The following is a 22325-nucleotide window of genomic DNA, read 5'->3' as shown; positions in this document are numbered from 1 at the left end:
ACCGGCACGTCAGCCGTGAGTTCAGCGTGGGAGGGTGGCCGCATGGCCAACGAGGTGAGGTTCGACCCCGACCTGTACCGGGGCACCGCGAGCTACTACGACCGCTTCCGTCTTCCCTACCCTGACGCGATGCTCGCCGACTTGGCCCGCCGCACGGCCCCCTCCGGGCGTGGACGCCTTCTGGACCTGGCCTGCGGCACCGGTCAGCTCGCCTTCCCGCTGCGCTACCGGTTCGCGGACGTATGGGCCGTGGACGCCGAACCCGACATGACGGACGCGGTCCGCGCCAAGGCGGCCGCCATCGCGGACGCGGCCCGCCTCCGGGCCGTCACCGCCGACGCCGAGGAGCTGGACGCGGACCCGGGTAGCTTCGAACTGATCGTCATCGGCAACGCCTTCCACCGCCTGCGCCGCGACGTCGTCGCCAGGCGCGCCCTCGCTTGGCTCCGGCCCGGCGGCTGCCTGGCTCTGTGCTGGTCGACGAGCCCGTGGGCCGGCTCCCTGGACTGGCAGCAGGCATTCGACAGGCTGCTGCGCAGGTGGCAGGAGACCCTCGACGCCACCAGCCGCGTTCCGCCCGGCGCGGAGAGCCAACGGCACGAGGACCCCGACCATGACGTGCTCTCTCGCGCCGGCTTCGAACCCGCCGAACGGCGCCGGTTCGCGGTCGAGCACCGCTGGACGACCGACGAACTCGCCGGCCACGTCCGCTCGACGTCATTCCTTCCTCCGTCCGTGCTCGCGGACCGCGCCGCCGAGTTCGACGCCGACCTCAGCGCCGAACTCGGCCCCTACATGATCGACGGCAGCCTGACCGAAACAGTGAGCTTCGCCTACGATCTGGCCCGCAAGCCGACGCCGGACACCCCATGAACGCCCGCCGCACGAACCGGCCTCCGGGGCGTCGGGACGTCGGGGCGTGGCTCGGCGAACACTGCGCTGACGTGCATCCCTCGATGAACTGACCGTGGCTGCACTCGCGTTGGCGCGCCGGTCCGGGAGCTTCGGCTCAGCTCGCGGTCGAGTCCTTGGTCAGCGCGTCCATGAAGAGGCCGACGAGCGGGCGGGCTTGCCCTTCGGTGCCGTGCTGCACGGAATAGGCGATGCCACCCATGAGGAGTAGGACGTTGTCGGGGGCGACGTCGGTTCGCAGGGTTCCGTCTCGGGCGCCGGCGGCGAGAAGGGTGGCGACGGCGTCGGTAAGGAGTGCACGGCTGTCGGAGTATGGATCGACGCCGGAGGCGATGACCGCGTTGAGGGCTTCGGACATTCCGCTCTTTGCCGTGGCGTAGTGGATGAAGTGTTCCATCCATCTCCGGGTGGCCTCGGCGGCCGGGTGCTGGGTGAGGAGGTCGTTCACCTTCTCGCACACCTGGGTGAGTTGGCGCCGGTACGCGGCGTCGATGAGGACTTCCCGAGTCGGGAAGTGCCGGTAGAGCGTGCCGACACCGACGCCCGCCTGCTTGGCGATGGCGGCAGGCGCGGTGTCCAGTCCCTGCTCGGCGAAGGCCTGCGCGGCGACCTCCAGCAGGCGCTCCCGGTTCTGCAGCGCGTCACTCCTGGTGCGGCGGGGCGTGGCGGGCATGCGGGTTCCTTCGGTGTCGGTCTCCAGTTGCTTTCCGGAATTCGTTCCGCTTAACTCTTAAGCGGAACGAATTCCGGTATCACACTACTCCAGGAGACTCCCATGCCCGCCCCCTCCGACAAGGCCTCACGTCACTGGTTCGTCACCGGAGCCTCCGGTGGGCTGGGCCGCCATCTCACCGAGCACGTCCTCCAGAACGGCGACCGCGTCACGGCGACGGTCCGCCGCCCCGCAGCTCTAAAAGACCTGCGTGAGACGCACGGCGACCGGCTGACTGTCGAGATCCTCGACCTCACGCGGCCGGCCGACGTGGACAAGGTGGTCGGCAGGACTCTTCGGTCCGGGCCGGTGGACATTGTGGTCAACAACGCCGGATACGCGGTTGTGGGCGCCGCCGAGGAAATGACCGTCGAGCAGATTCGCGACCAGATCGAGGTTCTCCTGCTCGCGCCGATGACGATCACCCGTGCCTTCCTGCAGCCGATGCGTGAGCAGGGCGGAGGTCGGATCATCCAGATCTCCAGCGTGGGCGGTCAGGTCGGCATTCCCACCCACAGCTCCTATCACGCGGGCAAGTGGGGGCTGGAGGGCTTCACCGAGAGCGTCAGCCGCGAGGTCTCCGACTTCAACATCCACCTCACTCTGGTCGAGCCCGGCGCCACCCGCACCGGCTTCGCTTCGGCCCTGCAATACACCACCGAAACGACCGTCTACCGCGACAACGCCGTCGGCCAGACCCGGCGTTACCTGGAAACCGCAGACGAGAACGTCTTCACCGGTGACCCGGCCAAGCTCGCCGCCGCCATCTACGACACCACCCGCCACCCGAGCCCGCCCCTGCGCCTGGCTCTCGGCTCCGACACCTACAGCGCAATCCACGCGGCACTCACCGAACGTCTCACCGCGCTCGAAACTCAGAAGGACCTCGCTGAATCCGTCGCCTTCACCCACTGATCCGCCCCACCGGGGGTGCTGCGATGTGGAAAGCCCCGAACCCGCCCTCACCGCTTCGGATCTGCACGTGGTGATGTGCTGTGCGATGTGCACCTTTACCTGTACGCCGTGCTGAGCTGCACTGTTGATGGGGAGTTGAACCCCCGCGTTGCTCTTCACGCGCCAGGAGTGGGCTGGAAAACCGCCGGCCCTCGGTGTGTGCACGCCTCCGAAGCAGCTACCTGCTCCACATCGTCCCCCGCCTGCTGGACTACTCAGTCCAGCAGATCCACCTCCCAGTTCGTACGCTGGATCCGCACATCGACCTCGCGGATCTCCCGCGCGAGAACATCCGCCTGACCTCGCAGTTCAGCGACCGGAAGTGCGGAAAGCATCAGCAGCTCGGAGCGGAGTTGCCGGCCGTATCCCCGCTCGCCGCCACCCGCCGCCGCGTCCGCCGCGGCGGTGACCACGGAGTGACGCAACCGCAGGACATCCCGGCGTGCGAGGGCATCGGTGAGCGTGCCGTCGGGACCCATCTCCACGGTGGCATTGGTCCGGTTGATCCGCCGGATCAACGTTTCCAGAGCGCCCAGCACCTCACCGGCTTCAGCCAACAACTGGGCGGCATCCTCGGCGGGCGCCTCCCCCTCCTGGTACCGCGCACTGCTGACGACGCGCGCTCGCAACTGTTCTACACGGCGTGTCGCCTCCGCACGTTCTGCCAGTGCCTCAGCAAGCTTCACTGTCTCCACCTCCCCCTCCATGAGCTCGAACGAGTATACGGGCGCGGACCAGTTCATACGGAGCGCCCCGGCAAGGGCTCAGGCGGTGGCCCCGCCGCGGCTCCGTGTGCGGGCGATCAGCCACATCAGGTACGGCGCGCCGACCGCCGCGGTCAGCACGCCGACCGGCAGTTCGGTGGGGGAGAACATGCGCCGGGCCAGCAGATCCGCCGCGGTCACGATCAGGGCACCCGTCAACGCCGAGCAGAGCAGAGGGATCTGCGCGGTGCGGGTGAGGCGACGGGCGATCTGTGGCGCCAGCAGCGCGACGAAGTCGACGGGCCCGGCCGCCCCCGTCGCAACGGATGCCAGCACCACGCCGAGGGCGGTCAGACCCAGCCGTACGCGACCCAGCGGGACACCCAAGGCGGTGGCCGTGTCGTCGTCCAGGGACACCGCCCGCTGGGCCCGGGCGGCCCACAGCAGCGGGGGGAGCAGGACCAGCATGGTCAGGGCGAGGGGCACCGCCTGGTCGTAACCGCGTCCGTTGAGGGAGCCGGTGAGCCACACCTTGGCCTGCTGGGCCACCAGATAGTCGCCCTTGGTCAGGAACAGCCGGGTCAGCGAGCCCAGCGCGATCGAGACGCCGATCCCGACGAGCACGAACCGCGTGGCGTGCAGGCCCTTGCGCCAGGCGAAGGCGTAGACGAGCACGGCGGCGGACAGCCCGCCGACGATCGCGACGTACGGCAGCGCGGTGGGGGACGTGACGCCGAAGGTCATCGCGGTCACGGTCGCCGCGCCGGCGCCGTGTGTGACACCGATGACGTCCGGACTCGCCAAGGAGTTGCGGGCGACCGTCTGGACCAGCGCCCCCGCGATCCCGAAGGCGGCGCCGACCAGCAGACCCGTCACCAGGCGGGGCAGGCGCAGCGTGCCGACGACCAGCTCGTCGGGGCTCGGCTTCCCGAACAGTACGCGGACGACCTCGGTGGGGGAGACGAAGGATTCGCCGATGCAGAGCGAGGCGACGACGGTCACCGCCAGCGCGACAGTGAGGACGGCGGCGATCACGACGGCCCTGCGGTGCAGCAGGAAGCTGTTGTCGCGCACGCGGACGACGGAGTAGCCGGCGGGGCGGGCGGTCGCCGTGCAGGTCCGGTCGAGTTGCGTCATACCGCCACCGTCGCCTTCCGCCGTACCAGCGCGACCAGGAACGGCACGCCCAACAGGGCCGTCATCACGGCCACCGGGACCTCCGAGGGCGGGAAGAGGACCCGCCCGAGTACGTCCGAGACCAGGATCACCGAGGGCCCCAGTACGGCGGCCATGGGCAGGACCCAGCGATGGCCGGAGCCCACCAGAGCCCGGGCGATGTGCGGCACGGCGAGCCCGACGAAGGCGATGGGACCGGCCGCGGCCACCGCGGCACCGGTCAGCACGGTCGCGGCGAGAGCACCCAGGATCCGCACCCGTAGGACGTGGTGGCCGAGTCCCCGGGCCACGTCGTCGCCCAGGGCGAGCGCGTCCAGGCCGGGGACCGTGATGGCGACCAGCAGCAGTCCCGCGACCAGGAACGGCCACGTCTGCGCGACGACGGAGCCGTCCCGTCCGCTGATCGAGCCGACGTCCCAGAAGCGGAACTCGTCCAGGACCCGGGCATCGGTGGTGACGATTCCGGACACCACCGAGGCGAGGAAGGCGTTCATCGCGGCACCGGCCAGGGCCAGTTTCACCGGGGAGGCGCCGCCGCGTCCTCCGCTGGCGACCGCGTACGCGGCCACCGCCGCGAGCCCCGCACCGACGAAGGCGAACCAGACGTATCCGTTGAGCGTGTGCACCCCGAAGAAGGCGATCGCGCAGACCACGCCGAGCGAGGCGCCCTGGCTGACGCCGAGGACGCCGGGCTCGGCGATCGGATTGCGGGTGAGGCCCTGCATGACCACGCCGGCGACCGCCAGGGCGAGGCCGACCATCGCACCGATGAGTGTGCGGGGCACCCGCAGGGCCCGCACGACTTGGGCGTTGTCGCCGGTCCCGCCGTGCAGCAGGGCGTCGAACACCTCGGTGGGGGCGATCTGGCGGCTGCCGACCGCGAGACTGAGCAGAACGGCGAGAAGCAGCAGGAGCACGCCCGCGGCCAGCCGGACGACCCGGCGCCAGGTGGCATGGGACATGCGCTACCTCTTCATGTGATGCATGTGATTCACGTCGTTCAGGTGGTTCAGCGGTTCATGCGGACGGATGGACAGGTGACCGCGCCGGGGCCGGAGCCCCGGTCGCCTACTTGGTCAGGTACTTGTCCAGGTCCGCGACGACCTGCTCGGCCGCGGTGACACCGAGCCCGAGGTACCAGGTCTCGTCCGGTACGTCATAGGCGTGCCCGGACTTGACCGCCTTGAGGTTCTTCCACAGCGGGTTGCCCTGCGCACGGGACTTGTCCGTGGCCTTCGCGTCGCCGTAGACGCCGGTGAAGATGTAGTCGGCGTCGGCCTGGTCGATGTTCTCGGCGCTGACCTCGGCGGCCAGGTCCTCGATGTCCTGGTTCTTCGGGCGGGGGATGCCGGCGTCCTTGAGGATGGTGCCGATGAACGAGGCGTTCGCGTAGAGGCGGATCAGGCCGTCGGGCAGGTAACGCACCATCGAGACGGTCGGCTTGTCGGCGCCGAGTTCGGTGCCCAGTGCCTTGACCTTGACGTCGTACGCGGCGAGCTTCGACTTGGCCTCTGCCGTCTTGTCGAGGGCCGACGCGTTGAGGAGGTAGTTCTCCTTCCACGTGAAGCCGGGCCGGATGGAGAAGACGGTCGGGGCGATCTTCGACAACTCGTTGTACTTGTCCGCGGCGCGCAGCTGGCTGCCGAGGATGAGGTCCGGGTGGAGACCGGCGATCGCTTCGAGGTTGAGGTTGTTGATGGTGCCGATGTTCTTCGGTGTGCCGGCGTCCTTCTTCAGGTACGACGGCAGCTCGGGGGAGCCCTCGGTGGGGGCGATCCCGACCGGTTCGATGCCCAGCGACACCACGTTGTCCAGCTCGCCGACGTCCAGGACCACCACGCGCTTGGGCTGGGCCTCGATCACGGTCTTGCCCATCGCGTGCCGGACGGTGCGCGGCCACTCGCCCGGCTTCGCGTCGGTGCCCATCGCCGCGGTCTTCTGCGCGGCGGACCCGAAGTCCTCGCCGCCCTGCGCCACGGCCTTCTTGTCACCGCCCCCCGATCCCGCGTCCTTGCCGTCGTCGGCGGAACCGCCACACGCCCCGAGGATCAGCGCCGCGGCCACGGCGAAAGCGAGGGCGGACGGGCCGCGACGTCGAGGGAACATGACAGAACTCCTTTGTGACACCACTCTGTTGCCATTAGGCAAGGCTCACCTTATCTGGGCACTCGTCGTGGTCGACAAGGGGTCCTGTGTGGTTCCTGTCACCGCCACACACGTGATCACTCCGGCTGGCGCCGGTTCGGTTCGGGGCAACCCCAGCGTCGGGGAGGCCCCCGGTGGTCCCAGCAACACCCCCACACGCACCGTCTGGCCGCACTGTCCTGTCGCCCCGTGTCCGCCAGAGTCGTGGGGGTCGGCGGACAGCGCCGAAGGATTCACCAGCAGGAGGGGAAACAGCATGTCCGAAGCACCAGTTGGGGCACATCGCGGCATGGCCCGACGAGGGTTCCTGGCCGGGGCCGCCGCCGTGACGGGTACGGCACTGACGAGCACGGCGTCCGCCGGCACGGCACGCGCGGCCGGAACGAGGGCCAAAAACGGCGCCGACACAGGCCCGTTGGCGCTCACCAATGTCACCGTGATCGACGGCTCGGGAGCACCCCCGGCCCCCGGTATGACGGTCGTCGTCGAGGGCGGCCGCATCACCGGACTCGCCCCGAGCGCACGCACCCGGCTCCGCCCGGACACCCGCACGGTCGACCTGACCGGCAAGTACCTGATCCCGGGACTGATCGAGGCGCACACCCACAGCGACGGCCCGGAGACGGTGATCCCGGCGCTGTACGCCCTCGCCGGCGTCACCACGGTCCGGGAGATGCGGGGCCAGCCGGTCCACCACGAGTGGCGCGAGAAGATCCGCAGCGGTGCACTGCTCGGCCCCCGCTGGGTGGTCGGCAGCCCCATCGTCGACGGCGCGCCCTCACTGTGGGCGGCCGACGTGGGCCCCACCATCGAGGTGCGCGACGCGGCCGAGGCCCGGCGCGCCGTACGGCGGGTGAAACGCGAGGGCGCGGACTTCGTCAAGGTGTACTCCCGCCTGTCCCGCGATGCCTACTTCGCCATCGCGGACGAGGCCCGGCGCCAGGGCATCCCCCACCTCGGGCACTGCCCCGACACCGTACGGATCGCGGAGGCGAGCGCCACCGGCCACCGCACCATCGAGCACCTGCACGCGCTGCTCCTGGCGACCTCACGGCACGAGAAGGAGATACGGCGCCGCCTGGCCGCCGTAAGGATCGACCCGCGCGATCCCAGCAGCCTGTCCCGCTACCACAGCTGGTTCCAGCAGGTGCATCCCCTCGAATGGCGGGCGGTGCAGGGCTACGACCGGGACCGGGCGGACGCCCTCTTCCGGAGTCTGGCGGCTGACGGGACCGCCGTCGTCCCCACGCTCGGCGTGCACCGCACGCTGGAGCTGCCCGACGACGTGCCGTCCCGGGCCGAGGAGTGGAAGTACCTGCCCGCCTGGCAGACGGAGAGCTGGCCGGAGCAGCTGGCGGCCCTGACCGGTGGGCGCACCCCCCAGCAGGACCGGCAGATCCGCCGGATCTTCGCGCACCGGCTCCGGCTGGTGAGCGAGCTGCACGGCGCGGGTGTGCGGCTGGCGGCGGGCACCGACACCGGCACCGGATACCTCGTCCCGGGCTTCGCCCTCCACGACGAGCTGGCACTGCTCGTGGCGGCCGGCCTCACCCCGGCCGAGGCCCTGCGCGCGGCCACGCGGGACGCGGCCCGCACCCTCGGCCTGCCCGCCGTCGGCACCGTGGCCCGCGGACAGGCTGCCGATCTGCTCGTCCTCGACGCCGACCCGCTGCGCGACATCCACAACACCCGCCGCATCCACGGCGTGGTCGTCGACGGCAGGTGGATCCCGCCGGAGGAACGCCGCCGACTGCTCGCGGCGGTGGAAGAGGCCGCCGCACAGACCCCGCCGCCCCAGGAGGGGGCGACCGTGACGGGCTGCGGCTGCGGCGGACACCTGTCGTCGGTTTGACCATCCAAGGTCCCCGGCCACGCCGTCCACAAGACCCCGGTTGCAGCATCCTGACCTTGTCGGCTTGGACGTGTTTGAGGTGGCCGCCGGGTTGGGACAATCAACTGCGGCGCCTCGGGGACGAGTTGGCCGTGCGCATGCCTCGTACGGAACGCGCACCCTCCCTCCTGCGCAAAGCGGCACGGCGGACGCGACGCGGGACGGACGTGGTCCGCCGCGGGCGGGGAGTCGCCCGCGTGTACCGGGGCCCGGCGGCGTCGGTCAGTCGATGTCGGTGGTGGCGAGCTTGGCGTAGACGTCGGGCCTGGTGCGGCGGGTGCGGAGGGCGACGAACACGCCTGTCAGGAACAGGGCCGGGGTGAGCGCGGCGAGCGTCCAGTTGACGGCCGGACCGGCACCGGTGAACAGGTCGAGGCGCTCGCAGACCAGCCCCGTGGTCAGGGTGAGGAGGATGCCTGCGGCGGCTGGTGCGACCAGGGTGCGCAGGCGTCCCTCGCCCCGCGTGGCGGGGTTGCGGCGGAAGAAGGCCACCACGGCGAAGGCGGCCAGCGCCTGCAGGACCAGGATGCCGACCACGCCGGGGGTGTTCACCCAGAGGAAGAACTGGTTGTAGGGGTGGACGCCGATGGCGACGAAGACAGCGACGACCACGACGGCCAGGGCGCTCTGGACGATGCCGGCGACCCACGGCGAGCCGTGGCGCGGGTGGACCCGGCCCAGCACGGCCGGAGCGACCCGTTCCGCGGACAGCGCGTAGGCGTAGCGGGTGATGGCGTTGTGGAAGGAGAGCAGCGCGGCCAGCAGGCTGGTGACGATCAGGATGCGCTGGAGGTCGGTGGCCCAGCCGCCGACGTAGCGGGTCATGGCGGTGAAGAACATCTCGGCCGGGTTGTGCGCGGCTGCCCCGACCGCCTGATCGCTGCCGAAGGCCTGCACGATGACCCAGGTGATGAAGGTGTAGAAGAGGCCGAGGAAGCCGACGGCGAGGTAGGTGGCGCGGGGGACGGTGCGGTCGGGGTGCCGGGCCTCCTCGCGGTAGATGGCGGTGGCCTCGAAGCCGATGAAGGCCGCGACGGCAAGGCCCAGCGGACCGCTCATCTTCGAGATGAAGACGTTGGAGGGGGCGAAGGAGTCCAGGGTCAGCCCGTTCGCGCCGCCCTTGACGAGGATCGCGACGGCGAGCAGCACCAGGACGGCCGTCTCCGCGACGAGGAGGACGGCGAGGATTCTGGCGCCGAAGTTGATCGAGCGGAAGCCGAGGAACCACACGACGGCGATCCCCGCGAAGGCGTACACCGGCCAGGGCAGGTCGATGCCGAGAAGGTCGTTCACGGTGGAGGCGGAGAAGAAGCCGAAGGCCCCGAACAGGCCGATCTGCAGGGCATTGTAGGAGAACAGGGCGAGCAGGGCCGCGCCGAGCCCGGCCGGGCGGCCGAGGCCGCGGGCGATGTACGAGTAGAACGCTCCGGCGTTGCGGATGTACGGCGTCATCGCGGTGAAGCCGACCGCGAACAGGCACAGCAGCACGCCGACGCCGACATAGGCGGCCGGGGCTCCGATGCCGCCGAAGAGGATGGCGAGAGGGGCGACGCCGGCCATCACGGTGAGCGGGGCGGCCGCGGCGGCGACGAAGAAGACGATGTCGGCGACGCCGAGGGTGCCGCGCTGGAGACGGGGGCCTGTCTCGGGCCCTGCGGGCTGCGGGGATGGGGGTTGGGCTGCGGTGGGGACGTGGGGCTCGGTCATGGAGGTCTCCGCGTGATGGGTGTGATGAGGGAGCGAGCGTGGTGTCCCGGACACGCGGAGCCGGTCGTGGCGACGACGGACGGCTATCGTCCTGCGGCGGGAACGTGTTCGGAAGGGGCGGCTTGGTGGGTGGGCCGGCCGGCGAGCCAGGTGCCCAGGACGTGCAGGCCCGCGAGCGCGGCGGGTGCGGTCCCGACCGGGTCGGCGGCGAGTTGCACCAGGTCGGCGCGCATGCCGGGGCGCAGCACGCCCCATTCCTCCTCTTCGAACGCCTGATGGGCGCATCCGGCGGAGTAGCCGGTCAGAGCGGTCTCGATGTCGATCCGCTCCTCGGGAAGCCAGCCGCCCTCAGGAGTCCCGTCGGGCGTCTGGCGGGTCACGGCGGTGGCGATGCCCCGCAGTGGCTCGTGGGCGGTGACCGGCCAGTCACTGCCGAAGGAGACCCGGGCGCCGGAGGCGAGCAGGGCGGCGATCTGGTACTGCCGCCCGCCGCGCTCGGGGCCGATCCTCGGCAGGGTGAGCTCGGTCATCAGGGGGTCCGACTGGGCCCACAGCGGCTGGAGGCTGGCGATCACCCCGAGTTCGGCGAAGCGTGGCAGGTCGGCGGGGTGGATCAGCTGGGCGTGGGCGATGACGGGGCGGCGGTCACGGGGGCCGTTGGCCCGGGCCGCGGCCTCGATCACGTCGAGGGCGGTGCGGACCCCTCCGTCGCCGATGGCGTGGATGTGCGGCCGGAATCCGAGCGCGTCCACCGCGGAGACGGCCTCGGTGAGTTCCCGGGACGACCAGTTGGCGATGCCGTGCGAGTGCGGGCAGTCCGTGTAGGGCTCCAGCAGGGCGGCGGTGCCGGCCTCGATGACACCGTCGGCGAAGAATTTGACGGTACGGGCGGTGAGCAGCCCGGGCGCCGCGCTCTGCACCCGGTGCCGGTCGGCCGCGAACCGGGCGATCCGCTCGCGCCAGCCGTCGGGTTTCAGGACGAAGGCGAGGTCGGCGCGGACGGGTAGTCCAGGCCCGGTGGTCGCTGCGGTGATCCAGACGTCGGTGTGGTGCGGTTCGACCCAGGCGTCCTGCACCCAGGTCACGCCGGCGCAGGCGAACCGGGCGGCGGCTTCGCGCAGGGCGGCGACCTGCTTCTCGTGGGACGCCGGGGGGATGAGGGCGAGTACGGGGCTCAGGGCGCCGAACTCGCGGAGGGTCCCCAGCGGCTGTGTGGACCCCTCCCGGCGCAGGATCTCTCCGCCGTCGGGATCGGGTGTGTCCGCCGTGTACCCGGCGCGGCGCAGGGCCTCGCTGTTCACCCATGCCGTGTGGTGGTCCATGGTGCGCAGCACGACCGGGCGGTCGGGGACGGCGGCGTCCAGCCACCGGGCGTCGAACCGGCCGTCGGGTGCCAGCCACGGGTCGAAGCCGTCGCCGCTGATCCACTCGGTGTCGGGGTGCTCTTCGGCCCAGTGCCGTACGGCCTCCACTATGTCCTCGGCACTGTCGCGGTCCCGGACCGGAACCCCGTGCAGTCCCAGCCCGCCCATCACCGGATGCACATGGCTGTCGCCGAAGGCGGGGAGCAGCGCGCCGCCCGCCAGATCGACGACGGTGGTGTGAGGACCCCGGGCGGCCAGCGCAGCCGTCCCCAGGGCGCTGATCCGGCCGTCCACGACGGCGAGGGCCTCGTGGACGGGGGCGCCCGGGGCCCCCGTACGGACGGTCCCACCGATGAAGACGATGTCGGCATGCATGGATGTGACGGTGCCCTTCTCTCACCCGACCGCTTAACTGAAAGGCGTTCGGTTTCGGGTAATGTAGGCGCCGCCCGCGGCAACGGAAAGAGTTTTACCGAAAGACATTCGGTAACGGATGGGTCACGACGGGCGCTGTGCACTCCGTACGGGCTCGGACCCGCCGCACAACAGCGAGGAGCGACCGTGGGACGGCCACGCACCCCCCTGCTCGACCGTCGGCGCATCGGTGCCGCAGCACTGAGACTGGCGGACGAGAAGGGCACCCTGACCATCCCCGCCCTCGCCAGGGCTCTCGGCGTGGCGCCCTCCGCGCTCTACCACCACGTGTCCGGGCGGGACGACATCATCTCCCTCATGCGCGAGGAACTCGTGCTCACGACCGGCGGCGACAAGGACTGGTCACAACCCTGGGAACGCGGCCTGGAGGACTGGGCACGCACCTACCTCTCCGCCTTCGCCGCCCACCCGGGCGCGGTCCCGCTCCTCGCCACCGCACCGCTCGCCGAACCCTTCATGCACACGATGTACGAGAAGGTCGCCGAACTCCTCATCGCAGGCGGTTTCCCCGCGCCCCGGGTCATGCCAGTGATCACCGCCCTGGAGAGCTTCGTCCTCGGCTCCGCCCTCGACCTCGTGGCGCCCCCCGTGATGCTTTCCGACGTCGCCCGCGAGACCACCCCGCACCTCAGCACCGCCCTCGACCACACACCCACCGACCACAGCCGGGCCGCACACGCCTTCGATATCGGCCTGCGCGCCCTGCTCACCGGCTTCCGTGACCTGCTCAACCACTGAGGGAAGCCCGAAAGTCCGGTCGAGCGGTGCCCCACGACGACCAGATCCCCAGGAGCCGATCATGCCCGCCGCGTTTCACGTTCTGACCACCGGCTACGCCCACGACCGCGTCGCAGGCACCGTCACCCTGCTCACCGAGGACGACACGGTGGCCGTCGTCGACCCCGGCATGGTCGCCGACCGCCGGCTCATCCTCGGCCCGCTCGCCGAACTCGGCATCGAACCCCGAGAGGTGACCGACGTGGTCTTCAGCCATCACCACCCGGACCACACCCTGAACGCCGCCCTCTTCCCGAAAGCCCGCTTCCACGACCACATGGCCGTCTACCGCGACGACATCTGGGAGGACCGGGACGCCGACGGCTACGCGATCTCCCCCTCCATCACCCTCATGACGACCCCCGGCCACACCCCCGAGGACATCAGCACCCTCGCCACGACCGACCAGGGGCTGGTGGTCCTCACCCACCTGTGGTGGAGCGCCGAGGGCCCGGCCGACGACCCCTTCGCCCCCGACCGCGACCAACTGCGCGCCGCCCGCGAGAAGGTTCTGGCCCTGAACCCCGCCCTGATCGTGCCCGGTCACGGCGCGCCCTTCGCCCCGTCGCCCACCACCCCCATCTAGCCCGCACCGCCCATACTCGGTAGCGGCTATTTTCGTCCAGCTGACCTTCGCCGGTCAGCTGTCGGCCTCGATGCCGACCGCCGGCGCCCAGCACAACGTCCTCCGTTGATCCGGGCTTTGGAGCCCTTCAAGAAGACTGACGTGTGCTGGCGCTCGCGGTCGGGTGGTGGTGCCTACCTGGCCGTCGTGCCTGCCGCGCGTCTCGAGGGGGCTGGCGCTGTGGAAATTTCGTTGCCGGGACAGCAGCGTCTTCGATCGAATGTCTGCATGACTCATGACGGCCCGGCGGACCATGTGGAACAGAACCGGCGTTTTTGGGATGACGAGGCGGCTGCGTGGCACGGGCCGCTCGCCCGTGATCACTGGGCGCAGGTGGAACCGTCCTGGGGATTGTGGGCCACCCCTGAGTCGCAGGTTTCCTTGCTTCCCGACGGTATCGACGGGATGCGCACCATTGAGCTGGGCTGCGGTACTGCCTACGTTTCCGCTTGGCTGGCCAGAGCGGGGGCCCGCCCGGTAGGGATCGACGTCTCGGAGAAGCAACTCGCCACTGCTCGCGCGATGCAGGCGGAGTTCGGCATCGACTTCCCCCTTGTCCTGGGCAATGCCGAGAAGGTGCCCTACGAGGACGACACGTTCGGGCTGGCGATCAGCGAGTACGGCGCCTCGCTGTGGTGCGACCCGTACCGGTGGATCCCGGAGGCAGCCCGGCTTCTTGTTCCCGGAGGCCGGCTGGTGTTCTCGCGCTACTCACCGCTGTTCGCGCTGTGTGTACCGTCCGCGGGGCCGGCCTCCACCACTTTGTCCCGCGGCCAATTCGGCCTGACGCGGCTGGACTGGGGGAATCACGTGGAGTTCGTCCTGCCGCACGGTGAGATGCTCCGTCTGCTGCGGTCCTGCGGCTTCGTCGTTGAAGATCTGATGGAGATTCAGGCACCCCAGCCTGCACGTGACTACGATGAAGTTTCCGCCGACTGGGCCCGGCGATGGCCCAGCGAGGAGATCTGGAAAGCTCGGCTGGCAGGCTGACAGCTCCGCCGCCTGATCAGCAGGTATTCCGGAGACGGCATGAGGGTGAGTCAGAACTCCAGGTGGATCGTGATGGGCCGGGAGCTCGGCCAGGTGAGCGGGTGCGGGTGCGGGCCGTCGGCCGCGTGGCTCATGCGACCGCGTCCGCGAACTGTGCTTCCAGGTCCGCGCGGCCCTCGGGGTCGTCGTCCTGGTCGTCGTCGACGCCGTCGCCGTGGACGGTGCAGACGATGTCCGGGTCGCCGTCCATGGCGCCCGCCCCCACCCCTGACCCAACTCATGAAGACGATCAACCTCGACGCGCACAACGACGCCTCATGCCGCACTCATCGCTGATGCGGGTCCAGGAGAAACCAGTAGTTCACTGTGGGGCCTTGCGCAGCAAGCCCGCCTCCAAGGGACTCGTAGAGCGACCGGGCCGCCACGTTCTCCGCCCCCGTGGTCAAAGACATCTTCGTGGCCCCAGCCTTCACGCCGACCTCCATGAAGGCGCGAAGGAGATCCCGACCGATGCCCTCTCGGCGATGGGACTCAGCCACCTCAAGCTGGTGGACATAGAGCATCGGAGCCGAGTCCGGGCGCGCGAGATGGTGCCCCCAGCACCACCCAAGGATCTCTGTCTCATCAGCCGCCACGAAGGCCAGTGCGGAGGGCGTGTCACCGAACGCCCGCACCACATCAGCATCCTCAACTCCCCGAAAATGGCGGACCGCTCTCTCAAGCAGCGGCAAGTCGTCTCGCGATATCTGCGTGATCACGGCCACATCCTGCCTCCTCCGCTGGCGCGTGTATCGAAAGCGCTGCCATGCGCCTGAGCTGTGTGCGCGAAGGCTGAGCGCAACTCGGTGGCGTCCAGAGTGGAAGTGAGGAAGGCTCACGCGCATGGTTTCGGTATTGCAGAACGTGGCGATTGACTGTGCGGATGCCTACGAGCTGGCCCGGTTCTGGAGCAGAGTGACTGGCCGTCCACTGCATCCGGAGGACAAACCGGGTGACCGGGAAACTCAGGTGCTGCTGGCGGAGGGCCCGGTGCTGCACTTCAACGAGGTGCCCGAGTCCAAGAAGATCAAGAACCGGATCCATCTGTGTTTGCGCCCTGAGACATCGCGTGAGCAGGAAGTGGAACGGCTGCTCGGCCTCGGTGCCACCCTTGTCACCGATCACCGGAACCCCGATGGCTCTGGCTGGGCAGTCCTTGCTGACCCCGAAGGCAACGAATTCTGCGTTCTTCGCAGCGAGTCCGACCGAGCCGCGATGGGTTCCTGACGCCCGCTGACTTGCCCGTACCGCGGAATCAGATCCGGCCGGTCATAGCGGGTGGCGCCACGCATTGCATGATGCACGGCTCGTGCCGGCGGATGGCCTGGCCGTTCCTGGCGTCCCTGAAGTCACGACGTAAGGGAATCCTACTGTGACCGCTGTCCGCAAGGCCGTCATCGCCGCTGCAGGACTGGGTACGCGTATGTTCCCGATCACGAAGGTGATCGAGAAGGCGATGTTGCCCATCGGCCGTCGGCCCACGATCGACTACCTCGTCCGTGAATGTGCTGCTGCCGGGGTCGAAGAGATCGCGATCGTGGTGCGCAAGGGCAGCACGCAGATCCAGCGGTACTACGGAGACGACAGTGAATTGCGCGCCCCACTGAGCCGCCGAGGTGATGCGCCCCGGGCCCTCCCGGGATTACTACCTCAAGAAGCGGTCCGAGGGCCTGCTGCACACCCAGGCCCTGCTCTCTCTCGCCCGACGCCGGGTCGACGTGCTCTGGGCGATGCTGCGTGACAAAAGGATCTTCACCTCCGTCCCACCGGTCACGCAGACGGCTTGACTTCGTCATTGAGATTCTCCTGATCTCGATGGGTGAGGGAGCGGGCGGCCGCCCGGGGCCCCGTCCCAGCCTGTGTGGCCGGGACGGGGTTCGCGTTACGCGGCCAGCCGGTACGTGCCGGAGGCCGGGGAAGTCATGCAGTTGCGGGAGCCAACGGGTGTGCCGTCGAAGCACTCCAGGCAGCACCCGAGCCTCTTGGATACTGGCGCAGAGCACTTGTTCCGCAGTTGCCGTATTCCTGGGGAAGGAGGTCAGGAAGCTGGCCCTACGGGCCGCGGGAAATCACTGGCCGGTCCTGGGCCCGTACGGGATGCTGCAGGCGTGATCGAGCGAGAAGTCGCAGTTCGGGCCGTCGAGGAACAACTGGAGCGCGACTATCAAAGGTGGCGTGCTGGGGGTGCGCAGGCACTGCGCATGGCTGTGGTGGACGTCGAGGAGCACGAACTGGTGTGGATCGTCTACTGGACGTCCGAGGAGTTCGTGCGCACTCGGAATCCGGAGTTCATGCTCGCAGGCAACGGGCCGTACCTGGTCGACCGTGTCGACGGGGGACTGCATCAGGTCGGCGTCGTCTCCGCGGTGACCGGGGCATGGCAGGACGACTACCGAGCCCGTATACGTGGGCTGCCCGTGCGCACCGCGGTGGACGATTTACACGAGGTGCTCCGCAAAGTCGCCGCTGCTCGCGGACGCATGCACGCTGTGCGGACACTGCGCCAGAGGCTGCCTGTGCTCTCGCCTGCGGAGGCCATCGAGTACGTGAGCGCGTTGCAGGAGGGTGATGCACCCGCGCGCCTCGTGGCCGTCGCCACCAAGAAACTCGTGGAGCCTCTCAACCCGGTGCTTGCGGTGGAGACCATTCTGAATGGGGCGGCGATTCGAGCCGGTCAGAGGCCTGACAGGTGACGGGAAAGCCAGTCGGCATGGCGATCGCGCATCCGGTCCCGCTCGTCGGACGTAGCGAGGAAGACGTCGGTGCCACCGTCGTAGGGGTGGTGGATGCGCTGCATCCGGGTGTCGTGATGAGGACTCCCGCGCAGTCCGGCACCACAGAATGGCGTCGGTAAGGTGTCGTCATGCCGTATTCGCCAATGTCGCTCCGACTCGACACCGCTCGGATGACGTTGCGTCAGTGGACGGATCCCGACATCGACGCCCATCGCGCGCTCGTCGCCGAACGGGGTGGCGGCATGCCGTCGATCGAGGACAACCGGCGGATGATCGAGGATCAGCGCGCTGCGTTGGCACTGACAGGGATCGCTCTGCTGCCCGTCATCCGCCGCGATGCGGGCGACTTCATCGGGTATTGCGGGCTCACCGTCGGTCGGACTTCCGTTGACGAGCCGGAGATCGCCTATGAGCTGTTCCGGCGCGTACACGGACAGGGCTATGCCACCGAGGCGGCGTCCGCGGTACTCGACGCGGCGATCGCGACTGGGCGGAAACGGCTCTGGTCGACTGTGCGTCCCTGGAACGCGCCGTCGTTTCGCGTCCTCGAAAAGCTTGGGTTCGAGCGCGACCACGTCTCGACCGAAGACAGTGGCGAACTGGTGTGGCTCACACGCTCGCTGCCGTAGGGCACATTAGACCAAGACCTTCACCGACCCCCGCCTCTGCGCGGCCATCGTGGACCGCCCCCTGGGGCCACTTCTGACGAACACTCATTTCCCGATCACGTCCCCTGGGGCCACAGGACTCGTTCTTCTGGGGCCAGAGAAGCCGTTCAGAGCCAGCGGTATCGACTACGAGGTCTTCGAGGAAGCCGGAACTTTGTGGCAGCTCGCCGTGCTGTCGGCGCTGCAGTCCTGCGGCTTGGGAACGCTGCTCGTCCGCGCTGCCGAACAGCGGATCCGGCACCGCGGGCTGCGCAGGGCCGAACTCGCGGTGGAGGAGGCCAACCCCCGGGCGCGCGCCCTGTACGAGCGCCTGGGCTACGTCGCACACGGCCGCGAACCGGAAGCCTGGGACGAGGAAGGGCCCGACGGGTCGATCCGTCGCCACGAGACGATGTGCGTTCTCATGCGAAAGGGCCTCTGAGCCAGCGTCCAGCGGCGCTTGCGCAACGGGCGCCGGCCAGGCAGTCGTCGCCCAGCGGCCTGTCCCAGGCGCCGTTGAGTACCCGGCGGGTCGGTGCAGGTGCTGTCGAAACTGGTGAATGTTCGATTCGCACCCACCGCCGTCTGCTGCCCGAAGCGGCGGCCGACCGGCACCGCGTCCGTCTCGAGCGGCAGGCATCCGACACCCTGCGCGGACACTTGTTGTACAGGGAAGACACAATCGGCGCATGTCTGGACGTTCGTCGACGTGGGAACTGTCAATGCGCCGTCTGGTGTGCTGGTGCTTGGCATGGCCGGGGGAATCGACCAGTGGCGAGAACTGGGGCAGCCCCTGTCCGAGCCCGCAAGGACGGCTGCGGCAAACGGAGGGGGTCACCTTCGTGAGTGGTTGTGCGAGGCGGCTGCGGTTCCGGCAGCGGCCGATCGGCCTTTGAGAGTGCGGGCGAGCACCTTGCCGTCTCCGTTCGACGGGGAACCGACGATCGCGACCTTGGAGATCAGCCTCGGTCGTCTCTGGCCCGATACCACGGACCGGTCGGTACCCGTCCGGCTCGGAAACCTGCTCGTCGACCGGTGCGGCATGGTTGTCGGCGACGCCGCAGGGCTGCACGTGTGGACGGGAATGGACGACGAGCCGGCCGACGGGCTCGCCGATGTCTTCTACTGGGGCCTGTACGCGGACGACGCGCATGAGCAGTTCGGTGGTGAGCGGATCGCGCGGTACGGCGTCGACGAGCCACACGGGTGGCTGGACCTCCCGGTGGCTGAGGCGGCCGCACGTGCGGCCGAACTCACCGCCTGGCGCGACCGCCTCCAACTGGCAAGGGCCTCATTGTCTCGGTCGACGAGCACACCGATTTCCACCGCTTCCAGCGGGCCGGGTGGCACCATCCGCTCCACGTCGGCGCGATCGACGTTGGCGATTGTCAGGTGCTCGGCATCGAATGGGACCAGGGCGACCACTCGATCAGGCACCGCGGCGAGCGGGACGCTGGCCAGGTCTATCCGGTCACGCTCGAAGCCGACGAGGCGGGCGAGATGGTGATGCGATGGACCATCCCGCCTCACGACTTCGACGACGAAGACGAGTGACGAGCCCAGCTCTGGGATCCGCCACCGTCGTGAGACGGATTAATCCCCGACATGTGGTGAGACAGGGTTGAAAGCCCCAAGTCACAGCGGCGGCATGTGACACGAGCCGGGTCGTACCGATGTCGTATACGACATCGCCGTGAGACTAGCGCGTGGGTGCTGCTGCTCAGCGCCTCGTCTCGTACCTGGTCAGGACCACGCCGCCGGGAAACGTCCGCGTCTCCACCGGGTTGAGGTTCACCCAGTTGTCCAGCGCGGTGAAGAACGGTGTGCCGCCTCCCACCAGGACCGGCACGGTGGCCAGCACGTACTCGTCAATCAGCCCGGCCCGCATGGCCGCCCCGGCGACGGTCGCGCCGCCGATGTCCATCGGGCCGCCGTCCTCGGCCTTGAGCCGGGTGATCTCGGCGACCGCGTCGCCGGTGACCAGGCGGGTGTTCCAGTCGACCTTGTCGATCGTCGAGGAGAACACCACCTTCGACATGTCCCGCCAGCGGCGCGCGAACTCGATGTCCGCCGGGGTGGCGTTGGGCTGCTGGTCGCCGGTCGGCCAGTAGGAGCTCATCGTCTGCCACAGCTTGCGCCCGTACAGCGTCAGGTCGGTCGCCTGCAACTGGTCGGACCAAAACTGGAACAGCTCGTCGCTCGGCACGCCCCAGCCGATGTCGTCGCCGGGCGCGGCGATGTAGCCGTCCAGGGTCAGGTTCATGCCGTAGATCAGTTTCCGCATGGCCTAGCCTTCCGTCCGTGGGTGTCCGGCGTATGGACCTGCGCGGTGCGGGAAACTCATCGGTGCGCGATCTGGGCTCGCCGGTAGTCCTCGTGCTCGGGGCTCAGCGTGGTGTACTCGGCCGACACGGGCAAGCCGCCTGATCCCGACCTCGCCCTCGCGAGGAAATGCCACGGTTTTGAGACTGATCATGGGTGACAAGGCCGTGAGACAGCCAAGAACGCCCAGGTCACGCAAGATCGACATGTCACGAGCGGCGAGACCCTCCACATGTTGTGGGATCTCAGATTCCGTGGCCGAATCTCACATCCGATGGCCACTCGCCGGCCGGTCGGCCACCAATCTGAGACAGGCCGGTCGAAGCGCTGCCCCCAAGGGTCTGACCGCCCTGTTCAACGAGGAACACAAGCAGGGCGCCGAACTCAACCGCGCGGCCCTGCTCCACGCCAGCATGACCCCGCCCCGCACGCGCTGAACCGCCTCTTTGCGCGCCCGGACCACCGGCTCGGGGCGGGCACCCACGAGGCACGGCACGGGCTCACGCCTCGCGGAGGTCCGGCCCCTCGGTGGCCATGGCCACCGGAGTGGGTCCGGTCGGCGCTGTAGGCCACGCCCTGCGCGTCGAGGTGGCTCGTGTCCAGGGACGCCGTGAAGGGACACCTCCCACGCAGCGGCCTCGCGCCGTGCCCGTGCGGATCGGGCGGCGGGGGAGTGGGCCCTGGCGGTCCTGCGAGACTGCCGGCATGACTGGCATGATCGTGGTCCGCGACTACGACCCCCGATGGCCCGGGCGCTTTGAGGACCTGCGGCACCGGCTTGCACCTCATGTCGCGGACCTGGCTGTATCCATCGAGCATGTCGGAAGTACAGCCGTGCCCGGCTGCGCCGCCAAGCCGATCATCGACCTCGACATTGTGGTCGCCGAGGAGGCAGCCATGCCCGAGCTGATCTTGCGGCTAACCGCGCAGGGCTACCGCCACGAAGGCGATCTGGGGATTCCGGGGCGGGAGGCTTTCCAAGCCCCTCCTGCGGCTCCCGAACATCACCTCTACGGCGTGATCGCACATTCCAGACCCCACCTTGATCACGTCTTGCTCCGTGACTACCTGCGTCAGCGGCCCGATGAAGTCCTGCGCTACAGCGCGTTGAAGGTGGCTTTGGCAGAGCGGTTCCATGCCGACATCGAAGGCAGGCGGGACTACTCGACGGCGAAGAGCGCTGTGGTGGAGGAACTGGTCGCGAAATCCTACGCCGCTCGGGCCGCTGGCGAACCGTGACGCGAGATGGACCGCACGGGTTGGTGATGTTGTGACGCATTACCGAGCTCGTGCGGCCTTGTCTCATCCTGTCTTCTGCTGCCTTGATCGTGCACATCTCGCCGTTCTGATCGAGGAGTTGGCCGACCCTTGGCTGGGGCGATGTGAGTCCGAGTTGCGTGAGCGCCGTGGCGGAGAGCGCAAGCGGGCCGCCAGAGCCGGGCCGGATCACAGGCTGGTCTTCACCGACAGGGTCCTGGTCACCGTGGTCCACCTGCGTCTGCAGCTGCCGCACGCGGCACTGGCTGAGCTGTACGGCGTGACCCGCCCAACCAGCACCCGCGCCATCCGCGAGATCCGCCCGCTGCTGGCCTGCAGCGGCTTCGCCGTCCCTGACCGGCCCGGCATCCGCCTGCGTACTTTGGCCGATGTCTTCGCCTACGCCCAGGCAGAAGGCGTCGCGCTGCGCATCGACGGCACAGAGACCCAGGTCCGCCGTCCCAGGGCCGGCCGGGCCGGCCGCGGGGCGCCTGCTGTGGTCCGGGGCCGACCGACCCGGGCGGATGCATGATCCCACGATGCGCACCGAGGGCATCGCCGAGCAACTGCAACTCCATCCGCAGGTCAAGCCGAAGGTCGACAGGGGTTACCGGGGCCTCGCCAACGACTTCCCTCACCAAGTCCAGGCACCGCCGCGCACGCCGAAGGACGATGTGATTGGGCGAGAGGTACGCCTGGCGTGAGGCGCGTCGACAACAGTCCTCGGCACGGATCTGCGTGGAGCACACCATCGGCGAGGAGAAGAAGTGGCGGCCGCTCCAGCGCTACCTCGGCCGCCGCGAGTCCTACGCCGAGACGCACGCGGCCATCGCCGGACTGGTATCCGATCGCGCAGCCCGCAGGCCTACTCGGCGGCGCACGAGCACCGAACTCGTGCGCGCCCGGAAGGCCGCCTGCTGATCATCCACTGGC

24 protein-coding genes and 3 pseudogenes are annotated in these 22325 nt (G+C 69.2%); 18 read left to right on the top strand and 9 right to left on the bottom strand.

Annotation, left to right across the window (positions count from 1 at the left end):
• The first annotated feature begins 42 nt into the window (after positions 1-42).
• Positions 43-873 carry a class I SAM-dependent methyltransferase gene (locus tag OHA64_RS01565; protein ID WP_405606754.1) on the top strand — a complete coding sequence of 277 codons (831 nt, stop codon included), beginning with the start codon at positions 43-45 and terminating at the stop codon, positions 871-873.
• A gap of 136 nt (positions 874-1009) precedes the next feature.
• Here the strand turns inward: OHA64_RS01565 and OHA64_RS01560 are convergent, their stop codons facing one another.
• Positions 1010-1585: a TetR/AcrR family transcriptional regulator gene (locus tag OHA64_RS01560; RefSeq protein WP_405606752.1), complete on the bottom strand. Its 576-nt coding sequence runs from the start codon at positions 1583-1585 to the stop codon at positions 1010-1012.
• A gap of 102 nt (positions 1586-1687) precedes the next feature.
• On the opposite strand from OHA64_RS01560, the gene OHA64_RS01555 reads away from it, so the two are divergent.
• Entirely contained in the window at positions 1688-2539 is an 852-nt protein-coding gene (locus OHA64_RS01555; RefSeq protein WP_405606750.1) for an SDR family oxidoreductase, read from the top strand.
• A 254-nt stretch (positions 2540-2793) separates the two neighbouring features.
• On the opposite strand, the gene OHA64_RS01550 is transcribed toward OHA64_RS01555, so the two are convergent.
• The 4 genes from OHA64_RS01550 to OHA64_RS01535 all read right to left on the bottom strand — a co-directional run bounded on the left by OHA64_RS01550 (position 2794) and on the right by OHA64_RS01535 (position 6564).
• A complete protein-coding gene (locus OHA64_RS01550) occupies positions 2794-3264 on the bottom strand; it encodes a DIP1984 family protein (RefSeq protein WP_405623805.1) in 471 nt (156 codons plus the stop codon).
• Between the two features lie 78 nt (positions 3265-3342).
• On the bottom strand, positions 3343-4419 hold the full coding sequence (locus OHA64_RS01545; protein ID WP_405606748.1) for a FecCD family ABC transporter permease: 1077 nt from the start codon (positions 4417-4419) through the stop codon (positions 3343-3345).
• Positions 4416-5420, bottom strand: coding sequence for a FecCD family ABC transporter permease (locus tag OHA64_RS01540; RefSeq protein WP_405606746.1), 1005 nt, complete (start codon positions 5418-5420; stop codon positions 4416-4418). The genes OHA64_RS01545 and OHA64_RS01540 overlap by 4 nt, the downstream gene beginning before the upstream one ends.
• Positions 5421-5526: 106 nt before the next feature.
• Entirely contained in the window at positions 5527-6564 is a 1038-nt protein-coding gene (locus OHA64_RS01535) for an ABC transporter substrate-binding protein (protein WP_405606744.1), read from the bottom strand.
• Positions 6565-6859: 295 nt separating this feature from the next.
• On the opposite strand from OHA64_RS01535, the gene OHA64_RS01530 reads away from it, so the two are divergent.
• Positions 6860-8455, top strand: coding sequence for an amidohydrolase family protein (locus tag OHA64_RS01530; protein ID WP_405606742.1), 1596 nt, complete (start codon positions 6860-6862; stop codon positions 8453-8455).
• A gap of 261 nt (positions 8456-8716) precedes the next feature.
• On the opposite strand, the gene OHA64_RS01525 is transcribed toward OHA64_RS01530, so the two are convergent.
• Both OHA64_RS01525 and OHA64_RS01520 read right to left on the bottom strand, forming a co-directional pair.
• Complete coding sequence (locus OHA64_RS01525) at positions 8717-10201, bottom strand: APC family permease (protein ID WP_405606740.1); 1485 nt, start codon at positions 10199-10201, stop codon at positions 8717-8719.
• Positions 10202-10284: 83 nt separating this feature from the next.
• A complete protein-coding gene (locus OHA64_RS01520) occupies positions 10285-11940 on the bottom strand; it encodes an amidohydrolase (protein ID WP_405606738.1) in 1656 nt (551 codons plus the stop codon).
• A 186-nt stretch (positions 11941-12126) separates the two neighbouring features.
• Here OHA64_RS01520 and OHA64_RS01515 point away from each other — a divergent pair, with 186 nt between their 5' ends.
• From OHA64_RS01515 to OHA64_RS01505, 3 genes are all read left to right on the top strand, one after another.
• Positions 12127-12738, top strand: coding sequence for a TetR/AcrR family transcriptional regulator (locus tag OHA64_RS01515; protein WP_405606736.1), 612 nt, complete (start codon positions 12127-12129; stop codon positions 12736-12738).
• A 61-nt stretch (positions 12739-12799) separates the two neighbouring features.
• Positions 12800-13363 carry an MBL fold metallo-hydrolase gene (locus OHA64_RS01510; protein WP_405606734.1) on the top strand — a complete coding sequence of 188 codons (564 nt, stop codon included), beginning with the start codon at positions 12800-12802 and terminating at the stop codon, positions 13361-13363.
• Positions 13364-13630: 267 nt separating this feature from the next.
• The gene (locus tag OHA64_RS01505; protein WP_405606732.1) at positions 13631-14392 is read left to right on the top strand and encodes a class I SAM-dependent methyltransferase; all 762 of its coding nucleotides are present in this window, start codon (positions 13631-13633) and stop codon (positions 14390-14392) included.
• Positions 14393-14718: 326 nt separating this feature from the next.
• Here the strand turns inward: OHA64_RS01505 and OHA64_RS01500 are convergent, their stop codons facing one another.
• On the bottom strand, positions 14719-15150 hold the full coding sequence (locus OHA64_RS01500) for a GNAT family N-acetyltransferase (RefSeq protein ID WP_405606730.1): 432 nt from the start codon (positions 15148-15150) through the stop codon (positions 14719-14721).
• Positions 15151-15274: 124 nt separating this feature from the next.
• Here OHA64_RS01500 and OHA64_RS01495 point away from each other — a divergent pair, with 124 nt between their 5' ends.
• The 7 genes and pseudogenes from OHA64_RS01495 (at position 15275) to OHA64_RS01465 (ending at position 19367) form a co-directional block, all read left to right on the top strand.
• The gene (locus tag OHA64_RS01495) at positions 15275-15658 is read left to right on the top strand and encodes a VOC family protein (protein WP_405606728.1); all 384 of its coding nucleotides are present in this window, start codon (positions 15275-15277) and stop codon (positions 15656-15658) included.
• A gap of 145 nt (positions 15659-15803) precedes the next feature.
• Positions 15804-16016 (top strand): annotated as a pseudogene (locus OHA64_RS01490) (sugar phosphate nucleotidyltransferase); the annotation flags it as partial.
• A gap of 31 nt (positions 16017-16047) precedes the next feature.
• A pseudogene (locus OHA64_RS01485) lies at positions 16048-16218 on the top strand (IS110 family transposase); the annotation flags it as partial.
• 321 nt (positions 16219-16539) lie between these two features.
• Positions 16540-17124, top strand: coding sequence for a YrhB domain-containing protein (locus OHA64_RS01480; RefSeq protein ID WP_405606726.1), 585 nt, complete (start codon positions 16540-16542; stop codon positions 17122-17124).
• A 170-nt stretch (positions 17125-17294) separates the two neighbouring features.
• A complete protein-coding gene (locus tag OHA64_RS01475) occupies positions 17295-17795 on the top strand; it encodes a GNAT family N-acetyltransferase (RefSeq protein ID WP_405606724.1) in 501 nt (166 codons plus the stop codon).
• A 157-nt stretch (positions 17796-17952) separates the two neighbouring features.
• A pseudogene (locus OHA64_RS01470) lies at positions 17953-18255 on the top strand (GNAT family N-acetyltransferase); the annotation flags it as partial.
• Positions 18256-19205: 950 nt separating this feature from the next.
• On the top strand, positions 19206-19367 hold the full coding sequence (locus tag OHA64_RS01465; protein ID WP_405606722.1) for a hypothetical protein: 162 nt from the start codon (positions 19206-19208) through the stop codon (positions 19365-19367).
• Between the two features lie 166 nt (positions 19368-19533).
• Here the strand turns inward: OHA64_RS01465 and OHA64_RS01460 are convergent, their stop codons facing one another.
• Entirely contained in the window at positions 19534-20097 is a 564-nt protein-coding gene (locus OHA64_RS01460) for a dihydrofolate reductase family protein (RefSeq protein WP_405606720.1), read from the bottom strand.
• Between the two features lie 292 nt (positions 20098-20389).
• Between OHA64_RS01460 and OHA64_RS01455 the strand changes: the two genes are divergently transcribed.
• The 5 genes from OHA64_RS01455 to OHA64_RS01435 all read left to right on the top strand — a co-directional run bounded on the left by OHA64_RS01455 (position 20390) and on the right by OHA64_RS01435 (position 22313).
• A complete protein-coding gene (locus OHA64_RS01455; protein WP_405606718.1) occupies positions 20390-20572 on the top strand; it encodes a hypothetical protein in 183 nt (60 codons plus the stop codon).
• Positions 20573-20840: 268 nt separating this feature from the next.
• Entirely contained in the window at positions 20841-21374 is a 534-nt protein-coding gene (locus tag OHA64_RS01450) for a GrpB family protein (protein ID WP_405606716.1), read from the top strand.
• Positions 21375-21528: 154 nt separating this feature from the next.
• Positions 21529-21924, top strand: coding sequence for a transposase family protein (locus OHA64_RS01445; RefSeq protein WP_405606714.1), 396 nt, complete (start codon positions 21529-21531; stop codon positions 21922-21924).
• A gap of 7 nt (positions 21925-21931) precedes the next feature.
• Positions 21932-22096 (top strand): hypothetical protein, encoded by a 165-nt coding sequence (locus tag OHA64_RS01440; protein ID WP_405606712.1) that lies wholly within the window; start codon positions 21932-21934, stop codon positions 22094-22096.
• A 34-nt stretch (positions 22097-22130) separates the two neighbouring features.
• Positions 22131-22313, top strand: coding sequence for a hypothetical protein (locus OHA64_RS01435; protein ID WP_405606710.1), 183 nt, complete (start codon positions 22131-22133; stop codon positions 22311-22313).
• Positions 22314-22325 lie beyond the last annotated feature (12 nt).

The organism is Streptomyces sp. NBC_00076, assembly GCF_045041235.1.
Lineage (GTDB): Bacteria > Actinomycetota > Actinomycetes > Streptomycetales > Streptomycetaceae > Streptomyces.
Note: the sequence above shows the minus strand (reverse complement) of the source record. Positions and strands in the feature narration are given on the sequence as shown.

Excerpts from the sequence above, each read along its gene's own strand:
- OHA64_RS01525 (WP_405606740.1), bottom strand. The coding sequence starts at position 10,201 with ATGACCGAGCCCCACGTCCCCACCGCAGCCCAACCCCCATCCCCGCAG.
- OHA64_RS01540 (WP_405606746.1), bottom strand. The coding sequence starts at position 5,420 with ATGTCCCATGCCACCTGGCGCCGGGTCGTCCGGCTGGCCGCGGGCGTG.
- OHA64_RS01545 (WP_405606748.1), bottom strand. The coding sequence starts at position 4,419 with ATGACGCAACTCGACCGGACCTGCACGGCGACCGCCCGCCCCGCCGGC.
- OHA64_RS01450 (WP_405606716.1), top strand. The coding sequence starts at position 20,841 with ATGACTGGCATGATCGTGGTCCGCGACTACGACCCCCGATGGCCCGGG.
- OHA64_RS01460 (WP_405606720.1), bottom strand. The coding sequence starts at position 20,097 with ATGCGGAAACTGATCTACGGCATGAACCTGACCCTGGACGGCTACATC.
- OHA64_RS01530 (WP_405606742.1), top strand. The coding sequence starts at position 6,860 with ATGTCCGAAGCACCAGTTGGGGCACATCGCGGCATGGCCCGACGAGGG.
- OHA64_RS01475 (WP_405606724.1), top strand. The coding sequence starts at position 17,295 with ATGCCGTATTCGCCAATGTCGCTCCGACTCGACACCGCTCGGATGACG.
- OHA64_RS01560 (WP_405606752.1), bottom strand. The coding sequence starts at position 1,585 with ATGCCCGCCACGCCCCGCCGCACCAGGAGTGACGCGCTGCAGAACCGG.
- OHA64_RS01555 (WP_405606750.1), top strand. The coding sequence starts at position 1,688 with ATGCCCGCCCCCTCCGACAAGGCCTCACGTCACTGGTTCGTCACCGGA.
- OHA64_RS01565 (WP_405606754.1), top strand. The coding sequence starts at position 43 with ATGGCCAACGAGGTGAGGTTCGACCCCGACCTGTACCGGGGCACCGCG.
- OHA64_RS01495 (WP_405606728.1), top strand. The coding sequence starts at position 15,275 with ATGGTTTCGGTATTGCAGAACGTGGCGATTGACTGTGCGGATGCCTAC.
- OHA64_RS01440 (WP_405606712.1), top strand. The coding sequence starts at position 21,932 with ATGCGCACCGAGGGCATCGCCGAGCAACTGCAACTCCATCCGCAGGTC.
- OHA64_RS01505 (WP_405606732.1), top strand. The coding sequence starts at position 13,631 with ATGACTCATGACGGCCCGGCGGACCATGTGGAACAGAACCGGCGTTTT.
- OHA64_RS01520 (WP_405606738.1), bottom strand. The coding sequence starts at position 11,940 with ATGCATGCCGACATCGTCTTCATCGGTGGGACCGTCCGTACGGGGGCC.
- OHA64_RS01510 (WP_405606734.1), top strand. The coding sequence starts at position 12,800 with ATGCCCGCCGCGTTTCACGTTCTGACCACCGGCTACGCCCACGACCGC.
- OHA64_RS01535 (WP_405606744.1), bottom strand. The coding sequence starts at position 6,564 with ATGTTCCCTCGACGTCGCGGCCCGTCCGCCCTCGCTTTCGCCGTGGCC.